Source organism: uncultured Clostridium sp. (assembly GCF_937920395.1).
In the GTDB taxonomy this organism is placed as follows: domain Bacteria; phylum Bacillota; class Clostridia; order Clostridiales; family Clostridiaceae; genus Clostridium_AD.
The window spans coordinates 44,751-64,354 of sequence record NZ_CALEVF010000035.1 but is presented as its reverse complement, the minus strand read 5'-3'; the positions used below and the strand labels follow the sequence as shown (position 1 = coordinate 64,354).

The window sequence follows — 19,604 nt, the reverse complement described above, 5'->3', positions numbered from 1 at the left end:
AAAGAAAAGTTATGTCAGTTTTGACTGTGACATAATTTTTCTTCTATATATAGTTTAATTATACTTTTTATACATTCCTTGAATTTTCTAACATATTATATCTAGTAGTAATTAATTGCCATATTGTAAATATAGCCGTCTGTAATTTTACTAATGTACTTACCGGATATTTATTTGTACTTAAAAATAATAAATATACCTTTTTGAAATCAGTTGAAAATGTAATTTCAAGTTTTCTGTACTCTTCTTCATTAAAATTATACGTAAGATCATGAGAATATAAATTTCTTATATCATTCACTTTCATAACTGTTTTAAATATGTCAACTGGAAGTAATCCTAATGAAAATACTAATCTTGCTAGCTGATCAAATGTAAATTTATCACATTCTAAAATTTCCAGATTTTCAATATGTTCTTTTAGTCTTTCTCTTAATGCGTATTCTATATAAAGGTTTCCCTTTAATATAATTTGCATTGGATTTTCAGAATTTATATCTAAATGAAACCTTTCTAATTTGTTTTTAAATTCCGATACATTATCTTCAAATTTTTTAAGTTCAGTTTTATTCATTTCTCCCATCAATTATTCCCCCTAGTGACTAATTTTACTGTTTACACTTATGACAATGTTTTATCTAAGATTATGATTAAATTAACAATACAAGCTATAAAATTCCGCTTATATGTATATATTGTAATTATAACATATTTTTAGGCTAAACTTATAAAAATCAATCAAATAAAATGAATAAAATTTGTACAATAGTCAATAATTAAAGTATACCACCTTATTATTATATGTATAAAAATACTGCATTGGGTTCCCCCCAAATGCAGTATTTTACTTTTAAATTTTCTTCTATATATCTATCAACATATAAGAAGCATTACTCTAGTCTAAAAAAAAGTTTTTTAATAAATATATATCATTTCTTACAAAAATGAGCATACCCTTTTCAAAAAAATTATATGCTTCAAAAGGCGCATTTCTAAATGGTAGTCCAATTTCTTCAACCATTTTTCTTAGTTTTTTTGAATATTTAAATAATATTGAATTTTGATGATTTTTCTTTGATGGTGTTCCAAAAAAATATATATTTTGATCTGTCTCCATAAGGAAATCACATTTATTAAAAAAGTATCCTTCTTTAAATAATTTCTGTTTATTTATTTTAATAATATTTTCTCCCATATTAAGCTTTAATTTGTATTCAGCATTATTATGGATCTTTTCTTTAAAAGATTTTACAAATTTAGGATAGATCGCATTTGATATTTTATTTCTTCTTATTCTTCTTTCTCCTATATATAAATAAAATCCATCATCTAAATTAACTTTAAAGTCATCAGCATAAACACAATTTTCATCAAGATCTATCTCTTTTATACTTCTGATCATATTAATGTCCGGTTCTTTTTTTCTTAAATTAAGCTTAGATTCACATTTATTATAAAAATGTTTCCATATATAATTTCCTGTTTTCATATCAATGCAGGCTAACCCACAGTTATATTCACCATACATACCGAAATCAAGAGTTCTATTTGTAAGTATCATTTGTTTTTCTTCTATATACATAGCTCTTGAAAAATAATGTTCCCACGACCTAGTCCAAATTAAATCCCCTTCATTATCTATTAAAATTCCACCGTTTGCTAATAAAAATTTGTCGTTTATATTTAATAAATGCTTATAACCTAATAATGTTTCACAATCTTTAGAAACAACCTTCTTACAATCAATCTCACGCATTGTTGTACTTCTCCTTTTCGTTTCCGTGATATATTCAAATCCATATAAATATGAGATATATTACATAGGCGATTACTAATATGTATGCAATCTATTAATAATATGTTTAATATTCTATACTATTCGTTTATTTCTTCATTTAAACTAATTTATATTTAATAAAGATGTGGTACAATTGTTTTACTATAAAAGTCTGAAAATCAGACTTTATTCGAAAGGAATAAACAATATGCATAATCATGTAAACAAAGGCATCATTAAGAATATCTTTTTTATACTACTTGGGAGTTTAATATCATCATTTGGAATTAATATGTTTATATCCAAAGCAAAACTTTTAAGTGGGGGCGCCTCTGGTATAGCCTTAATTATCCAGTATCTATTTAAATTTCCTGCTGGCTATAGTGTTTTAATAATGAACATTCCGTTGTTAATATTAAGCTATATATGCCTTAATAAAAGATTTACTTTTCTTACATTTATAGGTACAATTTCATTCTCATTGTTCTTAATTTTCACGGCTCCTCTAAAAGGTGTAATTAACACAAATGATACACTGCTATTATGTTTATTTGGTGGAGTATTAAATGGAATTGGTATTGGAATAATTTTCAGTAATCACGGTTCTGCAGGAGGACTCAATATTATTTCTGCTTTAATAAAAGTAAAATATGATAATTTTAATATAGGACAAATATCGTTTTGTATTAATATGGCAATAGTTTTTATTGCTACTTTGTTTTTTGGAATAACCAGCGCAATGTACACTATAGTTGCAATGTTTATAACGGCTGAAGTTACTGATAGAGTAATACATGGAATAAACAAGCAAAAATTAATTCTTATTATTACTAGAAATGAAAAAGAAATTTGTGATGGTATTTTGTATAAAATGCATAGGGGAGTTACTTTTTTATATGGAGAAGGTGCATATACTGGCAAACATCAGAAAATATTATTTTGCACCGTATCACTACACCAGATTCCTGAACTAAAGTTAATTATTAAAGAAATAGACACTAATGCTTTTATGATAATAGTGGATGCTTCTGAAGTAAGAGGAAAGGGATTTAAGAATGATTTAATATAAAAAAGGCAACAAAAACTAAAACAGTTTTTGTTGCCTTCACTTTAATATTATCTAATATATGACTTTCCAATTATCATCCACAGTTGCTTTAATTGTTTTTCTCTCAAGTATGTAATTTGCAATTAGTTCAGCCATATCTATTGGGATATCTTTAATTACCTGTTTACCCCTAAACATTAAGTAATTACCACCGCCACCTGCTCTATAATTATTCATTACCACATCATACTCCCCCTCCATGTTAAGAGGAGAGTTCTTATAATTAATTTTTGTAATTCTAAAGTTTATTGGTTTTGTAATATCTATAACATAATCTATGCCTTCCCACATATCATAATTATAATCTTGAAGTTTAAGATAATTGCCATTCCTTCCTACCACAATTTTACCATCAACTATACTAAAATATTCTGAAGTTTTTTCTAATGCTACCTTTATATCAGAGCCTTTTATTCTAATTACCTTAAGTGTATTCGGATATTTGTAGTTTGAGATTATGTCTCTCATAGTAACCTTATAATCGAATCCCTTGCATTTATTGTCAAAAATAGCTGTGTTGGATATATCAACCTTTGCTGCATCCATCTGAACCTTATTTATAAATTCAACAAATGCATTATCTTTAAGCCTTGCCTTTAATGGATCTTTTATAAGCATGTCCCCTTGTATATGTCCAATCGGAATATCAAGCCAAGCTTGCGTTTCTGTTTCTATAGGACATGTAACATCCAAAATTCTTCTATCAACATCTAACGCATTCGCTTCTATAACTGTAGACACTTTGCTTTGCACCGACCATTTGCCAGATATTTTTACTAAATCCATAGTTACTTTACCAATGCACTTTCCGTTGTAACCTGGTTGTACAACTAAGACACCATTCACCAATAAATTTTCTATAACTCTATGTTGATGTCCCGTTAGAAGCACATCCATATTACTCACTTTACTGCATAACTCATAACCTTGATTTTCTCCTGTGAGTTTTTCAGACGGCTGAGACGTTTTTAAATCTCTTTCAAACCCACCATGATATGATACTATATTTACATCTGTAGCTTCTTTATCTTTCATTATCGCAAGCCACTTACTTGCACTCTCCACTACATCTTTAAAATCTAAGTCATTAATTGTATTTTCACTTTCCCAGTTAGGAATATACTTAGTCGTTAGCCCTAAAATTCCTACTTTTAAACCATTGTCAAAGGTCTTAACAATGTACGGTTTATTAATAAAACTTTCACCTGTAATTTTTTTTGTAATATTAGCACATAGCCATGGAAATTTTGAATTTTTCATAGCATTATCCAAATAAGGCCTTCCATAATTAAATTCGTGATTGCCAATTACTGCAGCATCATACCCCATAAGGTTCATAACCTCAATCATTGGGTTCGGCCTATTATTATTTATTTTAGCATGAAAATATGTAAGCGCTGTGCCCTGAATCATATCCCCATTATCTATAAGTAAAGTATCCTGATTTATTTCTCTTTCCCTTGCAATTATAGTTGATAAAGCTGCAAGTCCGCAATTTGCATAGGAATTATCCGAATAATTTATTGGTAGTACTGTTCCATGAATATCACTTGTTTCTAAAATTGTTAGTCTAAAACTTTCGTTAACACACATATTAAACTCTCCAATCAAAAGATAAATAATTCTAATATCTAATTTTATCATAAAATAACTCTATATAGTAATAAATACTCACTATTTCGCCAACATATAGAAGAAATTTCACTTTTAAAAAATACAATCGTTTACTATCTTTTATGAAAACTGTATAATTATACTTATTATAATATAAGACAATATAAACTCGTAATTAGAGATATATTAAAAGTTAAGAAAGGATGAATATTATGAATAAGATAATTAATGTTGGAATAATTGGTTATGGTATGGCAGGTAAAGTGTTTCATGCACCTATTATTAATGATACAGTTGGACTAAATCTATATAAGGTTTATACGACAAATGAAGTCGCTATAAAATCCTTAAAAGAAAGATATCCAAACGTTTTAGTCTCATCAAATATTAATGAATTGCTTAATGATTCAAATATTGAACTTGTAGTCATTGCAGCACCAAATTCTCTTCATTATGAATTAACAAAAATAGCTTTAGAAAACAATAAACATGTAGTAGTTGAAAAACCCTTTACTGTTACAACCGCTGAAGCTGATAAGCTGATAGCCCTTGCAAAACAAAAAGGCAAAATATTAACTGTTCATCAAAATAGAAGATGGGACAGCGATTTTAAAACTGTAGAAAAAGTTGTAAAAAGCAAACTACTTGGAGATGTAGTTGAATATGAAGCACATTATGACAGATTTAGGGACTACTTTGAAAAAAATACTTGGAAAGAGGAAAAATTACCTGGCACAGGTATTTTATATAATTTAGGTTCTCATATAATAGATCAAGCACTATTTTTATTTGGACTACCCACTGAAGTGTTTGGTGATTTAAGAATTCAAAGACATAATGGAATAATTATTGATAACTTCGAAATTATACTAAACTACCAAAACTTAAAGGTTACATTAAAAGCTGGAACACTTGTTAAAGAAATTAGTGCTCACTTTACTCTCCTTGGGACTAAAGGTTCCTTTGTTAAATATGGAATGGATGTACAAGAAGAAAGTTTAAAGAAGGGATTATCCCCAAAGGATTTGGATAATTGGGGGAAAGAACCTGAAAGCATGAATGGTAAAATAAACACAATTATCGACGGATTACATATTACTGGCAATATCGAAAGTGAAGTCGGAGATTATGGTGCATTTTACACTAATGTTTATAACTCTATTTTAGGTGAAGATACACTAAAAGTAACTGCAGCGCAGGCGAGAGATACAATTAAGATAATCGAACTTACCCAAGAAAGTAGCTTAAAAAAACAATGGGTAAAATATAAAGAATAATCAATAAAAAATAGAGCTAGCAAATTATTATCTGCTAGCTGTATTTTTTATAATTCCTTTTGCACAAATTCAGGTTTAAACATTACTTCTCCCTTTTGCATAAAGATTATTATTATAAAAATACCTATTACTATTATCCCTTCAAATGTATATAAGTGTTTAAAAATATCTCCATAACTTTGTCCTGATTCTCGGTAGCTAGCTATCATATTACCCCATATAAAAGAAAGCACAAATCCTCCAGCATTTCTTATAGCAGTATATACTGAAAGTTTTTGTGATACTTTTGTACTAATAACTTTAGTAACACAAATATTCGAGATTGTAAACCCTACCCCTATAGAGAATGCCATTATTCCAAAACCTAATATGGATAAATAAATAGATATTTGCAAACTCAATATAATAATCCCAAAAATAAAAACTGAAAAAATAATATTTCTAGTTGTTTTTAGAGATATTTTTTTAAGGATAACTATAGGCGCAACTGTACCTATTGCTAATAATATCTGTTCAATCGAAATCACAAGTCCAGTCAAATTAGGTGATGAAATAGCATCCATATAATAAGCCAAATAAACTTGAATTGATGAAAATATTGTTTGAATTATAAAAATCATAAGCACTAAACTTACGTATGCTTTATTACTCTCTTTTAATTCTTTATTTTGACTCTCCGTGTCTGTATAAATCAATACTACAGGTTTTAATTGCATTATTATAAAAACTCCTACTATAATTGCAAAGCAAATTGGAATTGTAAGAAATTGTCTAGGATTATTAATAAAATTTCCAGATATTATTCCAGAAATTAAGCCACCCAAAGCAGCACCAAACTCAATAAGACTTAGACCAATCTTTTCACTTGCCAAAGTTTTTAATTCAAACTTATTCATTGACAAAAGTAATGGGAACATAAACGCTTCTCCAATTCCTTCCACAAACCTTCCTATTACAAAAACATAAAAATGCAAACTACTAAGTGCAACAATTTCAAGTATAATACCTGTAATCCATAGTATTAAACTTATTAGGAGCAAATTTTTAATCCCAAATTTATTTATAATTTTACTCACGAGTATTGCAAATATTATCATTGTTAAAAATGCTACATTTGGTATCCAAGAAATTTGTGAAACACTCACCCCAAAAACTGCTTGTATATGTGGAAACATAGGTAAAAACATTACTACACCAAATACTGTAATAAAAGACATTAGAAAATCCACTATATAGATATTTTTTCTACTATTTTCCATTAAAATCTCCCTTTAATTAAAATGCGAATTACTTATGCTCACACTATCACTAACCTAGTTACTCATTAATTACCACACAATATCTCTAATGATTTTTTACATATTAATCCCCCCAGTAATTATATACCAGAGGGTCTAATTAGCTTGTATAAATATATCCTTTGATTATTGACCTTTATAATAAGGTATACCATCAGCCTTTGGAGCTGTGGAATTCCCAACAAAAGCGACTAATATAATCAATGTCAAAACATATGGTAACATTGATAATATTGAAGGTGGGATATGAATTGCAGAGGTACTTCCACCAAGAATTACAACCAATGCCTGAGCAAATCCAAAGAGAAGACACGCAGCCATTGTACCCTGTGGTTTCCATTTCCCAAAAATAACTGCTGCAAGAGCTATAAAACCTTGCCCTGATATAGTAGACTGTGTAAAACAGTTAACCACAGCTAAAGTCATTGCAGCTCCTCCAAATCCTGAAAGAACACCCGATGTAAATACAGACAAATACTTCACTTTATTTACATTAATTCCAAGTGTATCTGCGGCGGCTGGGTTTTCACCCACTGATCTAATTCGTAGTCCAAAACTTGTCTTGTATAATACAAACCACATAATAAGAACAAGAATGAAAACTATTGGTATAGTAAGTCTCACATTCAATGTTTTTAATAACAAATTAGATGAATTTGTAGCATAACTGCCAAATAAAGTTGGTATTTGATTTGGTACTGGTTTTGTCATTGTACTTCCATCAAATAATTTTCTTCCAAGAAATAGTGCAATTCCTGGTCCAAGAAAGTTAATAGCAACACCTGATATAGTTTGATCTGCTCTAAATGAAATACACGCAATCGCATGTATTAAAGCAAGCAGTCCACCAGCGAGTCCTCCCGCCAAAAATCCAAGCCACGGATTGCTTGTAAAGTAACCCACTGCGGCTCCTGAAAAAGCTCCAATCGTCATCATTCCCTCAATTCCGATATTTACCACACCAGCATTTTCGGATATTACACCTCCAAGACCAGCAAACATTAACGGTGCAGAATACATTAGGGTAATACTAATTGCTAGTAATATACTAGTGCCCATTTTCCACCCTCCTCTTCTTCAACTTTTCAGATATCATAGTAAACATAGAGGCTACTGCAACAAAGAATACAATAACACCAATCATTATATTAACTACCTCCGACGGTGCACCAAGGTTCATCTGTATTGTACTTCCACCAAACTGAAGACCTGATAAAAGAAGTGCTGTAAATATGCACCCTAGTGGTGAACTATTAGCCATCAGTGCAACTGTTATACCATTAAATCCATATCCTGGTGCAGTTGCAAGAGTTACTAACGCATGAGGAAGTGAACCTGCCATTTGAAGAGCACCAGCAAGGCCTGCAAGCGCACCAGCAATAAACATAGTCATAATAATATTCTTTTTAACACCAATTCCAGCAAATTCAGCTGCATCTTTATTAAGTCCTACAGCTCTAACCTGGTATCCAAATGTTGTTTTATACAGTATGAACCATATAAGTATGGCAACAGCTATTGCAATAATAATTCCATAATTTATGTCAGTCGCAAGTAATATAGTAGATAATGTCTGATGACTTGTTAAAAAAGCCTGTCCATGTGGTGTTTCTTTCCAGTTAACAAGTATATTGGTCCATGCATTATGATTAATAGCAACAGAATATTGTGTATTTTTTATACCAATGCCAGGTACTGATATTAGATAATTATTAAAGTATAAAGCTATCCAATTTAGCATAATGGTTGTTATAACCTCATGAATACCAAACTTCGCCTTAAGATATCCAGCGAAAGCTCCATACATACCAGCAGCCAGCATAGCCACAAGCATTATTACAATAATACTTATACCTGGTGGCAATTTTAGTTTACTACCAATTATAACAGCTGCCATTGCTCCCACAAGATATTGACCTTCAGCACCAATATTGAAAAGTCCGGTCTTAAATGCAAAAGCAACACTTAGACCTGTTAAAATATTAGGCATTGTCAAAATCATAACCTGAATCATATTGAGGGGATTTGAAAAAATACTAGTAATCATCATAGAATAGCAATCAAATGGATTATAACCAGCAAAGGCAAGTACAATTGCTCCCACTATAAACCCAAGTATGATAGCAAGTATTATTTTAGTTACTGCCTTATTTAGCAATTGAGCAATTTTATATTTCATTTTTCTTTTCCCCTCCTGCCATTAGAAGTCCAACAACCTTTTCGTCAACTTCACCTTGTAGAAACTCAGCTACTATCTGTCCATCATATAAAACACAAATTCTATCAGCTACGTTTATAATTTCATCAAGTTCAAAGGAAATAAGCAAAATTGAATGGCCACTGTCTCGATGTTTCACAAGTGTACTATGTACAAATTCTATAGCCCCTACATCAAGTCCCCTTGTTGGTTGAAATGCAACAAGAAGTATTGGGTCATTAGAAAGTTCCCTTGCAATTACAACTTTTTGTTGATTTCCACCGGATAAAGCACTCACAGGTTTCGATGCACAATCCTCTGGTCTAATATCATATTCCTTTATAGAATCCTCTGTAAATTTATTTATTGCTTTATTATTTAAAACAAAACGATTTGAGAATTTAGGTTTATTATATTTTTCAGTTATAAAATTATACTTCACCGGGAAATCAAGAATTAACCCCCGCTTTTGCCTATCTTCATGTATTGTAGAAATTCCATGTTCAATAACATTATGTGGCGATGTATTTTGGATTTCTACTCCATTTATAGAGATTTTACCTGATTTCACTTTTTTAAGGCAAGTTATTGCTTCAACAAGCTCTTTTTGGCCATTACCGTCAATACCAGCAATCCCAACTATTTCCCCTTTTCTAACAGACAAAGAGAAATTTTTTACTCTTTCTATTTTTCTGCTGTCTTCAACGATAAGGTTCTCTATTGTAAATACTACATCATTAGGTTTAGCTTTTGTTTTTTTGACTTTTAAATTAACTTCTCTTCCCACCATCATGGAAGCGAGCTCCTGCTCAGTAGTATTTTTTACATCAACCGTATCTATATATTTTCCACGTCGAATGATTGTACAATACTGCGATGATTTTTTAATTTCTTTTAGCTTATGAGTTATAATAATTATTGTTTTACCATTCTGCGTAAGATTGTTCATAATTTTTATAAGTTCCTCTATTTCCTGAGGTGTTAAAACAGCAGTAGGTTCATCAAGAATAAGAATTTCTACACCTCTGTATAGAGCCTTCAAAATCTCAACCCTTTGCTGCATTCCCACAGATATATCCTCTATCTTCGCATCAGGTTCAACATTAAGACCATATATTTCAGATAACTTTTTAACCTCGCTGCGAGCTTTCGCAATATCTAATATGCAACCAGCCTTAACTACTTCTTTTCCAAGAATAATGTTCTCAATTACTGTAAACTTTCCAACAAGCTTGAAATGCTGGTGAACCATTCCAATTTTATGTTCTATTGCAATATTAGGATTTTTCATTTCTACATTCTCACCATTGATAAGTATTTGCCCACTATCAGGTGTATACAGTCCATAAAGAATATTCATAAGCGTTGTTTTTCCTGCCCCATTTTCACCCAGAAGTGCATGTATACTTCCTTTAGCAATTTTAAGATCTATTGAGGAAAGCGCACAAAAATCATCAAAATATTTATAGATAGACTTCATTTCCACAGCATATTGTAGCTTACCTTCCATGGTTTATTCTCCTTTTTTATATCTTATATTAAACACACTAAACCATGAGTTTTCATAATTTAGTGTGTTTAATTAAATCTATTCATTCTTTGTATGAAAATATTATCTATAATATAAAAATGCTTTAATTATTTTAGATTGTTATTAAGTAATTATTTTAATGAAGTAATGTATTTACCAAATGTATCTTTGTTATAAGGAGGAACAATCTTACCACTTACAATATCTGCAGAAACTTTCTTTGTTTTATCAAGAACGTCTTGACCACACATTTTTATAGCTTGTGCTGTGTATGGAACTCCAACACCATTCTCTTTAAGACCATAATTAAGTGTCTTTCCTCCAACATTTACTCCATCTTTAATTTGTTTTGAAACTGCTTCTGTCACGTTACCAACGTTCTTAAGTGATGAAGTAAGCATATTGTTTGGTGCAAGATAGGACTGATCCATATCAACACCTATACAAAGCTTATTTTCACTTTTTGCCTCAGCAACCATACCCTGTCCAACGTTACCCGCAGCGGTAAATATAATATCTGCACCTTTAGCATACATGTTTTGAGAAATTGCCTTTCCAAGTGATGAATCACTAAATGAATTTGCATATTGTACATTAACTGTAATAGTTTTTCCAAGCTCTTTTGCGCCATATGCAACTCCAGCTCTATAACCATAATCAAATTGATCAATTACATTTCCTGTTATTCCTCCAATAAATCCAACTTTGTTAGTCTTTGTCTTAAGCGCTGCAATATAACCAACAAGAAAAGATGATTCTTGAGCCTTAAAAATAACACCAGTAACATTACTCATATGTGGAGTCATTGCATCATCAATAACTGCAAACTTTACATTAGGATATGCTTTTGCAGAAGCTTTTACTGCATCCTCCATTAAATATCCAATTCCCCATACAAGATTATATTTGTTACTTGCAAACTGATTTAAATTAGATGGATAATTTGAGCTCTGGACCGATTCTAAATATTTAACCTGAACTCCTGAATTTTTTTTAGCAAATGACTGAAGTCCCTTCCATGATCCTTGGTTAAAGGACTGATCGTTGACACCTCCAGTATCAGTAACCATTCCATCTTTAAACGTTACTTTTGTAGTAGTATCTGGTTTGGTAGCTGTTTTGCCTGAGCTTGAACACCCCGCAAATACCATTGCAATAACTGACATAGATGTAACTAAACTAACTAATTTTTTACATTTCATAATGATCCCCCTTTATTAATATAATATAGACTTAAACTGGTAAATTTAATATTTTGTCCAGTTCTAATCCATCTAACAATTACCATTACAATTATATAACTATTATTGCTTTTTTGTACAGTTAACTTTAAAATAAAGTACAATTAATTACTCTATTTTTATTTTTGAATTTGAATATCACATGTACTCTTTCTTATAATAAGTTTAGGTTCAACTATATTACATCGAAAAGAGAGTGATTTATTTAAAATTCTTTCGATCAAAAGCTCAACTGCTTTTCCACCCATATGATGAATTGGTAACGCAATGGTTGTCAGTGGTACATAAAGCATCTTTGAAAAGAAAATATCATCGAATCCAACAACTGATATCTGCTCAGGGATTTTAATACCTTTATCTTTAAAACATTCAAATACTCCATAAGCCATCATATCATTAAAAACATGTATAGCAGTTATACTAGGATCAATATTTAAAATTTTCTGAGCACCAATATATCCTGACTCTATATGATAATTTCCTTCAACTATAAGTTCTTTCCTTTGCTCAAGCCCCTTTTCTTCAAATGCCCTCTTGAATCCCTTAATTCTGCCGTTTGTGGCCTCCAAATGAGAAGGTCCTGTGATGCATGCAATGTTTCGATGTCCGAGTTCAATAAGATGCTTTGTTGCAAGGTAACTTCCCATTTGATGATTTACTACAACACAGTCGGACATAATTAAATGATCAGATCTTTCAACTAAAACAACTGGAAGCGTATGTTCTTCCAAGAATTTTTCTATTAACAATAAATTTTCATCGTTAACGTCCTGGGAAAGTGTCATGATGATACCATCTACGTTTTTGCTTATAAGTATTTTAAGATATCTCATCGTGAGTTTATAACTATCTTCTGTATCACAAAGCATGATATCAAATCCGTATTCTGCCGCCTTTGCACTAATACCTTTTGAGAGCTCTGAGAAAAACGGATTTGATATATCTGATATTATTAATCCAAGCGTTTTACTCTCTTTTTTAACAAGACTAATTGCCGTTTGATTAGGAATATAGTTAAGTTCCTGTGCGACCTTTTTAATAAGTTTCTTTGTCTGGTTACTAACCCGTGTTTTTTTGTTATTCAAAACAAGTGATACTGTTGTAATTGAAAATCCAGTCTTAACTGCAATATCTTTTAGTGTCACATTCATATTAACCTCAATCTAAATAGTTTTGTTAAACGTTTACTTTTTTTTAAAACAAACTTCCATATAAATTTTCTTTATATGACTAATATCCAATGATAAAACGCTTTACCATGTAATAATAGCACCATTTTTTGTAAATGTACATATGTTTTTTTAATAATCAAAAATATTTAATTTGTCATATACTTCTTTGCTATTTCATCTACTTCATCTTTACTATCTGCATCAAAGGAAAACAATACTTCTGTGCCTTTCGATAAATTGGAGATATTATTTCCTGTAAAATTTTTAAAAGCATCCTTCGTAAAAAGCATCACTACAACGCCTTTATCTCCAACTACTAATCTATCTCCCTCATTTTTATTAATATATTGCCCATCAAAATAAAATCCTAATTTAGTAAAAAAGATAAATTATATTTTATAATCTATCTTTTTTATATAAATATTCACTAAAAAATACTTATTCCAATACCACCCAAAAAGCCGGTTAGTATTTTTCTAAAATAACATCCATAAGTCAATTAAAATTAAAAATTCTCCTCAATCGCTTATAAAATTAAAAACCTCTTCTAGCACTTCTTGCTAAACTTTACAATTAATATTATCTAAAACTTCTTGATTTTTTAAATTTTTTAGATGCTTTTTTTCATATATTAGTTGTGTTTGTTTTATTATTTTTACTTTGTCTATTGATTTTATAACTGCAAACGTTAATATGGCAACTGTTACTATTATGATAAATCCAAAAATAAATAATGTAATTATAATAATCACCCCTTAAATTTATTAATATTATTATAACATATTTTGTAAGAGTATACAATATATAGTACAATTAATCCAAATACCGCACTGTTAACTGTTAAATCATAGTTCTTAATACGTCCCCATTTACGTTCCGCATAGATTTGATAATAGGTTTCTCTTGCCCTATCAGTTTTATGTAGCGTTTCTTCGACATTTTTCTCTGATACTCCATATTCATACTGAATGCGCTTCATTCTACTTGCTTTATCTGCATGAATAAACAGATGGAAGCTCCCTTTAAAATCTGCTAAAATAGAATCGGAACAATGTTCCATAATTACGCAAGATTCTGTATTGGCAAGCTTCATAATAGCTCTCTTTTCTGATTCATAAATAGCATTTAGAGGATCTTTTTCCTTTTTAGAAAAAGCATATCCTTGGGATAACAACTGATTTAGTAATAAGTTTGGAATAAATTGGTCATTTTCTGCAATAAATTTTTCTTAAAGTCCGGTTTCTTCGGCAGCAGTTTTTAATAATTGCATATCGTAGAAAGAAATGCCTAAATCTGCTGATATCTTTTTACCAATATCACGTCCTCCACTACCATATTCACGACTAATTGTTACTACTAGTCGATTAGTGTTTTGAATAGTTGTTAATACTTGACTAGTATTAACAGTTACCGATTTACCTTTAAATACATCATCCATAAAACTCAAACGTTTGTTAATTAAACGAACAAGGGTTCCAACTAATAAAGCAGCTAAGACTGTTCCTTCTCTTATTCCATTTAGTCGATGAAAAATAATAAATGAAAAAAGTAAGCCACAAATTACAAGTGTAACATCGAAAACTACTTTTAATTTTCCGAACTCCTTCTTAGTAACTATTGAGATGGCACTAACTACTCCTTCACCAGCCATCATGACAACCTCAGCAGTTACTTCCATACTAACTCCAAGAGCAAGAATTAAACAACTAAGTACCAATACTCCTAATTGAGCAGGATAACTGGTCACACTTATCCATGATAACAGTCCCATAGTAAAATCCGTAAAATAGGCAAATAAAAAAGCTACCACAACTTGAAGTAGCTGAATAAACTTAAATTGTTTTCTTAATAATAAAATCTGAAAAATAATAAATAATAAGTTCATTAAGAAAGTAAATTGCCCAATGGTCATAGAAAATCCTAAACTCAACACATATGGCACACACGAAATCGGAGATGTTCCTAAATTGGACCTGGTGGATAACACAACCCCCACCGCCATAATAAATAACCCTAAAATAAAAAATAAATAACGTTTCACTATCTCACGAATTGACATTCTAGAGTTTCACTCTCCTTCTTTTTTTCATTAGTTTCTTTCTAATTAGATAAATTATTTAGCATCTTTGTTAATAGTCGAAACGTTTCTTCCTGCTGCTCAACTGTAAAATCTTCAAATGCTTTTTTTCTCATTTTTTTAATCTTTCATTTTATTAATTTCGTCTAACATTAATATGTTTAACTTATTTATTTCTTTTCTTTTTTCCATTAGGTCCTTAATTACTTTAATTCTATACTCTAATTCAATTTGATCAGTTTTAAGTTCTATTGAATTACAGAATTCATATATTTTTCTAAACTGTATTTTTGTTTGCTCAAACTCTTCATCAAAATTAACTAAATCTTTGTTTTTATAAATCATCTTTAAAGATTCTAATTGATATTTTATTATTGTAGAAAATTGTATAAGAAGTTTATCTGATTTTACTTTATAAAGATATGATAATAATTCTATGTAAATTCTTTGAAGAGTTCCCCTGTCAAATACGTCTAGATTTACTCTACTATAACTTAATTTTTTTTTAGGTCTCAAATTAAATAGTTTCCTTAAAAAGTTATCATACCCATTTGTTACCCAAACCCCATAAACTGAATAATTAGGCTCTAGATGCTTAAAATATTTGCTTATTTCATCATTACTTACAAATAGTTTTATCCCTTTATCCATACTAGTTAATCTTGTTTTATTAATCACCGTAAAAACTTCTCCATAACTTGAAAACAACTTTCCTTCTGTAGCACCTCGTATATTACCTATACACATCCAAATATCTGGCATTGATTAATCAACTCCTCCCGTTTATATTTATTTAAATCTATGTATTAATTTTCATTTCACAAATTTTCTTTAATTAAGTAGTCCCTTAACCTTTAATTGTATCCAATAATTGAAATAATATATTATTTAATTTAAAATGCCCTATACCATAATTCTACAAACAATTATCATTACCCTTCAATTTTTTACAAAAAAAAATAACAAACTCCGTAATATTTCTCTCAGAGCTTGTTAAAATCTGCTTAATTATATTATTATACATAATATGTACTATGCTTAATATTATTAAATCTACGACCTAATATATTGTTTGCTTTAATTAATACAAAGTCTACCAACTTAACAATTAAAAATCCAAAAATCATACCTGCTATTACATCTATAACCCAGTGAATTTCTAAATACATTGTTGAATAAATGACACTTAAACAAAAAAATCCCCAAATCCATTTAAATATAGTGTTACGTTCTCGAAGGACTAAAAGGAACATAGCAAAAGCTATTGACTTATGAATAGATGGTAAACCATTCAACGTACTTTTTGCTGCCTCAGCATATGACATGTTACGTGAAAGTGGGTCTGCATGACCATAAACGAGCCAAACGTTTTGTAAATAAAAGGTAACATAAAATGGAGTAATAAATAATACCTAAAATATATGTGCTGATTTCATGTCTAAATAATGAACAATTTATAACAACATCTAATTTTAATTTTAATAATCCATATCACCACGTACCTTTTATATAGTATCTAACATAAAAGTACGTGTTTTCTTTTTCTAAGAAAACATATATAATGGAGGTTGATAAGTATTTATACTAGTGAATACATACTAATTAAAATTTCAAACTAATTTTTTGTAGAATATCTTTTAGTCATAGAATAAAAGACAAAACCTATTCTTACTTAAGAATAAAATTTTATAAACCTTGGAGGTTATTAAACATGGAAAAATCAAAAGTATATTTTACTGATATGCACACAACACTTAAAGAGAATTTGCAACAAAAGTTGACACGCCTAATTAAAGCAGCTGGAATTGGTCAAATTAATTTTGACAAAAAATTCACGGCTATTAAAATTCATTTTGGAGAACCTGGCAATCTAGCATATCTACGTCCGAATTATGCTAAAACAGTAGTAGATATTGTAAAGGAATTAGGTGGAAAGCCATTCCTTACTGATTGTAACACTTTATATGTCGGTGGTAGAAAGAACGCTCTAGACCATCTAGATTCTGCTTATGTCAATGGTTTTTCTCCATTTTCTACAGACTGTCATATTATAATTGGCGATGGATTAAAAGGTACCGACGAAGTTTTAGTTCCTGTTAAAGGTGGTCAATATGTAAAAGAGGCAAAGATTGGTCATGCTATAATGGATGCAGATGTATTTATTACCTTAACTCATTTTAAGGGACATGAAGCAGCTGGCATTGGTGGTACTCTTAAAAATATAGGTATGGGTTGTGGATCCCGTGCAGGTAAGATGGAAATGCACAGCAGTGGAAAACCATATATCTCACATGATGATTGTATAGGTTGTGGTCAGTGTGCTAAGAACTGTGCTCTCAATGCTATTACAATAACACAAAAGAAAGCTACTATTAATCACGATAAATGTGTTGGCTGTGGTAGATGCATTGGTGTCTGTCCTATGGATGCCGTTTTACCTGCATCAGATGAATCAAATGATATTTTAAATAAAAAAATTGCAGAATATTCATCCGCTGTTATAAGCGATCGTCCAAACTTCCATATCAGTCTAGTTATTGATGTATCTCCCTACTGTGACTGTCATGGAGAGAACGATGTACCAATTGTTCCAGATGTAGGCATGTTTGCTTCTTTTGATCCTGTTGCACTAGATGTTGCTTGTGCAGATGCGGTAAATGGTCAACCTATCATACCTGGAAGTATCCTTGATAAAGATGGTGAAAAAAATCATGACCATTTCACTGATGTCAGCCCTGAAACTAATTGGAAGGTTGCTATCGACCATGCTGTAAAATTAAATCTAGGTAACAAAGAATATGAATTAATTACAATTTAAATTATATAACAATAAAAGCAAAAGAGAGCGAATTTAATATAATTCACTCTCTTTTGCTTTTAATAAAAATAACAATAATATACCTTTATATAGTATTCTTTTCTAAAGAAATATTTACTTCAATAATCATACCATCTACACTCATTTCCACGCATAGAACTTTATCAGCGTTACTACTTGCGGTGAAATCACCCTCAATAAGTGTTGGTGTAGAGATATCTATATTTATATTATCCTTTGAAAAATTCATTACAACATTTGCTGTTAACATATTAACAAGTTCTGAGATAGCGCTTTGTGGTAACTCATCAAAGATGTCTACAGGGGTGCCCATCATCATTATTGAGGCAATTTTTTTTGCAGTGTCAACACTCATACCATAAATGATATTGCCTTTAACATCTCCAATGATTCCAATAATAATCACAACGCCTTTGCTTTTTATATATTTACCCTTTACACTAATTCCATTCTTTTTAATATCATTTAATCCCAGCTGTGGTAATATAATATTAAATGATTCTAAAACTGGATTTATATAATTGACATCCATTCACCTTCACCTCTATTAAACCCTATGTTTATTGTCATATTTCCAAATTGAGATTTCACAATAGCAGAAAATGTATTCTCTAGTTCAGCCTTTGATATATTTATTGACTCACCATGAAATATAGTTGGTGGTGCAACTCTTAGCCCAAACAATTTGTTTTTCTTATTTATCATTGAGCATGCATTTCCTGCAAACATATTGGCTATTTCTGACATAACATTAAGTAACTCTTCATCGTTTTTAGGATCTCTTTTTAATAATATCGTTGCAAGGCTTTTAGCCGTATTATAGGCCATATCCAAAATTAGTCTACCTGAATATTTACCTGTAATCCCCATAACTATTGATATGCCTTCGCTATGTATAGCAATATTATCATTACTTTCATCTGTAATTTCTGGCACCGTCTTTGTAAGTTTATTAAAAATATTTAATATTGCCTCTTTAAATACATCAGAATATAATTTCTCAAGTTCTAAATACAATTCTTCATCTGCCATAACTCTATTTATTAATAAAGATAATTCTTCTGAATCAACTGGTTTTTGAATATACCCACACACATGAGTTTTTTTTGCTTTTCTTATAAGTTCTTCATCCATCATCGAACTAACAATTATAACTTTGATATCTTTATCAATTTTATGGATGGCTCTCGTACATTCAAATCCATCTGTTCCTGGAAGAGTCATATCCATTGTTACTAAATCTGGTCTAACTCTTGTAACTGCATCAATAACTTCTTTTAAAGATTTTGCTTCACCAACTACCTCAAATCCACTTTCTGTGAGTACGTCTGTTAATAATGCTATTTGGAAAGGTGAATCATCAACAATTAAAACTTTTACCTCTTTCATAATTACATCTACCCCTTTAACTATTTCTAAAACTATAATCATTATGTTTTATACCAATATTTCTTTTCACATATAATGATTAAT

General features: G+C 30.2%; 16 protein-coding genes and 2 pseudogenes. 3 read left to right on the top strand and 15 right to left on the bottom strand.

All coding sequences use genetic code 11. The features are described from left to right. Positions 1 to 67 precede the first annotated feature (67 nt). Entirely contained in the window at positions 68 to 583 is a 516-nt protein-coding gene (locus tag Q0649_RS02305) for a hypothetical protein (protein WP_298836820.1), read from the bottom strand. A 312-nt stretch (positions 584 to 895) separates the two neighbouring features. Continuing rightward, the gene (locus tag Q0649_RS02300) at positions 896 to 1,756 is read right to left on the bottom strand and encodes a hypothetical protein (RefSeq protein ID WP_298836818.1); all 861 of its coding nucleotides are present in this window, start codon (positions 1,754 to 1,756) and stop codon (positions 896 to 898) included. Between the two features lie 229 nt (positions 1,757 to 1,985). On the opposite strand from Q0649_RS02300, the gene Q0649_RS02295 reads away from it, so the two are divergent. Continuing rightward, positions 1,986 to 2,846 carry a YitT family protein gene (locus Q0649_RS02295; RefSeq protein WP_298836816.1) on the top strand — a complete coding sequence of 287 codons (861 nt, stop codon included), beginning with the start codon at positions 1,986 to 1,988 and terminating at the stop codon, positions 2,844 to 2,846. Between the two features lie 51 nt (positions 2,847 to 2,897). Here Q0649_RS02295 and Q0649_RS02290 read toward each other — a convergent pair whose 3' ends face one another. Next, on the bottom strand, positions 2,898 to 4,529 hold the full coding sequence (locus Q0649_RS02290) for a bifunctional UDP-sugar hydrolase/5'-nucleotidase (protein ID WP_298836814.1): 1,632 nt from the start codon (positions 4,527 to 4,529) through the stop codon (positions 2,898 to 2,900). Between the two features lie 182 nt (positions 4,530 to 4,711). Here Q0649_RS02290 and Q0649_RS02285 point away from each other — a divergent pair, with 182 nt between their 5' ends. Further along, the gene (locus Q0649_RS02285) at positions 4,712 to 5,776 is read left to right on the top strand and encodes a Gfo/Idh/MocA family oxidoreductase (RefSeq protein ID WP_298836812.1); all 1,065 of its coding nucleotides are present in this window, start codon (positions 4,712 to 4,714) and stop codon (positions 5,774 to 5,776) included. A 47-nt stretch (positions 5,777 to 5,823) separates the two neighbouring features. Here the strand turns inward: Q0649_RS02285 and Q0649_RS02280 are convergent, their stop codons facing one another. From Q0649_RS02280 to Q0649_RS02235, 10 genes and pseudogenes are all read right to left on the bottom strand, one after another. Continuing rightward, a complete protein-coding gene (locus Q0649_RS02280) occupies positions 5,824 to 7,035 on the bottom strand; it encodes an MFS transporter (protein WP_298836810.1) in 1,212 nt (403 codons plus the stop codon). A gap of 165 nt (positions 7,036 to 7,200) precedes the next feature. Next, positions 7,201 to 8,133, bottom strand: a complete 933-nt coding sequence (locus tag Q0649_RS02275) for an ABC transporter permease (RefSeq protein WP_298836808.1) — start codon at positions 8,131 to 8,133, stop codon at positions 7,201 to 7,203. After that, positions 8,123 to 9,253 (bottom strand): ABC transporter permease, encoded by a 1,131-nt coding sequence (locus Q0649_RS02270; RefSeq protein WP_298836806.1) that lies wholly within the window; start codon positions 9,251 to 9,253, stop codon positions 8,123 to 8,125. The genes Q0649_RS02275 and Q0649_RS02270 overlap by 11 nt, the downstream gene beginning before the upstream one ends. After that, a complete protein-coding gene (locus Q0649_RS02265; RefSeq protein WP_298836804.1) occupies positions 9,243 to 10,781 on the bottom strand; it encodes an ABC transporter ATP-binding protein in 1,539 nt (512 codons plus the stop codon). The genes Q0649_RS02270 and Q0649_RS02265 overlap by 11 nt, the downstream gene beginning before the upstream one ends. Before the next feature lie 152 nt (positions 10,782 to 10,933). Continuing rightward, on the bottom strand, positions 10,934 to 12,004 hold the full coding sequence (locus tag Q0649_RS02260; protein ID WP_298836802.1) for a BMP family ABC transporter substrate-binding protein: 1,071 nt from the start codon (positions 12,002 to 12,004) through the stop codon (positions 10,934 to 10,936). A gap of 158 nt (positions 12,005 to 12,162) precedes the next feature. Then, positions 12,163 to 13,194 carry a LacI family DNA-binding transcriptional regulator gene (locus Q0649_RS02255; protein WP_298836800.1) on the bottom strand — a complete coding sequence of 344 codons (1,032 nt, stop codon included), beginning with the start codon at positions 13,192 to 13,194 and terminating at the stop codon, positions 12,163 to 12,165. Between the two features lie 167 nt (positions 13,195 to 13,361). Beyond that, entirely contained in the window at positions 13,362 to 13,505 is a 144-nt protein-coding gene (locus Q0649_RS02250; protein ID WP_298836798.1) for a hypothetical protein, read from the bottom strand. Positions 13,506 to 13,963: 458 nt separating this feature from the next. After that, positions 13,964 to 15,274, bottom strand: a pseudogene (locus Q0649_RS02245) (DUF6198 family protein). A 138-nt stretch (positions 15,275 to 15,412) separates the two neighbouring features. After that, positions 15,413 to 16,054, bottom strand: coding sequence for a hypothetical protein (locus tag Q0649_RS02240; RefSeq protein WP_298836796.1), 642 nt, complete (start codon positions 16,052 to 16,054; stop codon positions 15,413 to 15,415). Between the two features lie 314 nt (positions 16,055 to 16,368). Next, positions 16,369 to 16,722, bottom strand: a pseudogene (locus Q0649_RS02235) (phosphatase PAP2 family protein); the annotation flags it as partial. Between the two features lie 281 nt (positions 16,723 to 17,003). Here Q0649_RS02235 and Q0649_RS02230 point away from each other — a divergent pair. Further along, a complete protein-coding gene (locus tag Q0649_RS02230; protein WP_298836794.1) occupies positions 17,004 to 18,110 on the top strand; it encodes a DUF362 domain-containing protein in 1,107 nt (368 codons plus the stop codon). Between the two features lie 85 nt (positions 18,111 to 18,195). Here Q0649_RS02230 and Q0649_RS02225 read toward each other — a convergent pair whose 3' ends face one another. Continuing rightward, positions 18,196 to 18,663: a chemotaxis protein CheX gene (locus Q0649_RS02225; RefSeq protein ID WP_298836791.1), complete on the bottom strand. Its 468-nt coding sequence runs from the start codon at positions 18,661 to 18,663 to the stop codon at positions 18,196 to 18,198. Then, positions 18,645 to 19,520, bottom strand: a complete 876-nt coding sequence (locus Q0649_RS02220; RefSeq protein ID WP_298836789.1) for a response regulator — start codon at positions 19,518 to 19,520, stop codon at positions 18,645 to 18,647. The genes Q0649_RS02225 and Q0649_RS02220 overlap by 19 nt, the downstream gene beginning before the upstream one ends. Between the last annotated feature and the right edge of the window lie 84 nt (positions 19,521 to 19,604).

Coding starts and splice junctions, on each gene's coding strand:
- Q0649_RS02220 (WP_298836789.1), bottom strand. CDS start 19,520: ATGAAAGAGGTAAAAGTTTTAATTGTTGATGATTCACCTTTCCAAATA.
- Q0649_RS02260 (WP_298836802.1), bottom strand. CDS start 12,004: ATGAAATGTAAAAAATTAGTTAGTTTAGTTACATCTATGTCAGTTATT.
- Q0649_RS02285 (WP_298836812.1), top strand. CDS start 4,712: ATGAATAAGATAATTAATGTTGGAATAATTGGTTATGGTATGGCAGGT.
- Q0649_RS02275 (WP_298836808.1), bottom strand. CDS start 8,133: ATGGGCACTAGTATATTACTAGCAATTAGTATTACCCTAATGTATTCT.
- Q0649_RS02280 (WP_298836810.1), bottom strand. CDS start 7,035: ATGGAAAATAGTAGAAAAAATATCTATATAGTGGATTTTCTAATGTCT.
- Q0649_RS02270 (WP_298836806.1), bottom strand. CDS start 9,253: ATGAAATATAAAATTGCTCAATTGCTAAATAAGGCAGTAACTAAAATA.
- Q0649_RS02295 (WP_298836816.1), top strand. CDS start 1,986: ATGCATAATCATGTAAACAAAGGCATCATTAAGAATATCTTTTTTATA.
- Q0649_RS02250 (WP_298836798.1), bottom strand. CDS start 13,505: ATGCTTTTTACGAAGGATGCTTTTAAAAATTTTACAGGAAATAATATC.
- Q0649_RS02265 (WP_298836804.1), bottom strand. CDS start 10,781: ATGGAAGGTAAGCTACAATATGCTGTGGAAATGAAGTCTATCTATAAA.
- Q0649_RS02300 (WP_298836818.1), bottom strand. CDS start 1,756: ATGCGTGAGATTGATTGTAAGAAGGTTGTTTCTAAAGATTGTGAAACA.
- Q0649_RS02305 (WP_298836820.1), bottom strand. CDS start 583: ATGGGAGAAATGAATAAAACTGAACTTAAAAAATTTGAAGATAATGTA.
- Q0649_RS02230 (WP_298836794.1), top strand. CDS start 17,004: ATGGAAAAATCAAAAGTATATTTTACTGATATGCACACAACACTTAAA.
- Q0649_RS02290 (WP_298836814.1), bottom strand. CDS start 4,529: ATGATAAAATTAGATATTAGAATTATTTATCTTTTGATTGGAGAGTTT.
- Q0649_RS02255 (WP_298836800.1), bottom strand. CDS start 13,194: ATGAATGTGACACTAAAAGATATTGCAGTTAAGACTGGATTTTCAATT.
- Q0649_RS02225 (WP_298836791.1), bottom strand. CDS start 18,663: ATGGATGTCAATTATATAAATCCAGTTTTAGAATCATTTAATATTATA.
- Q0649_RS02240 (WP_298836796.1), bottom strand. CDS start 16,054: ATGCCAGATATTTGGATGTGTATAGGTAATATACGAGGTGCTACAGAA.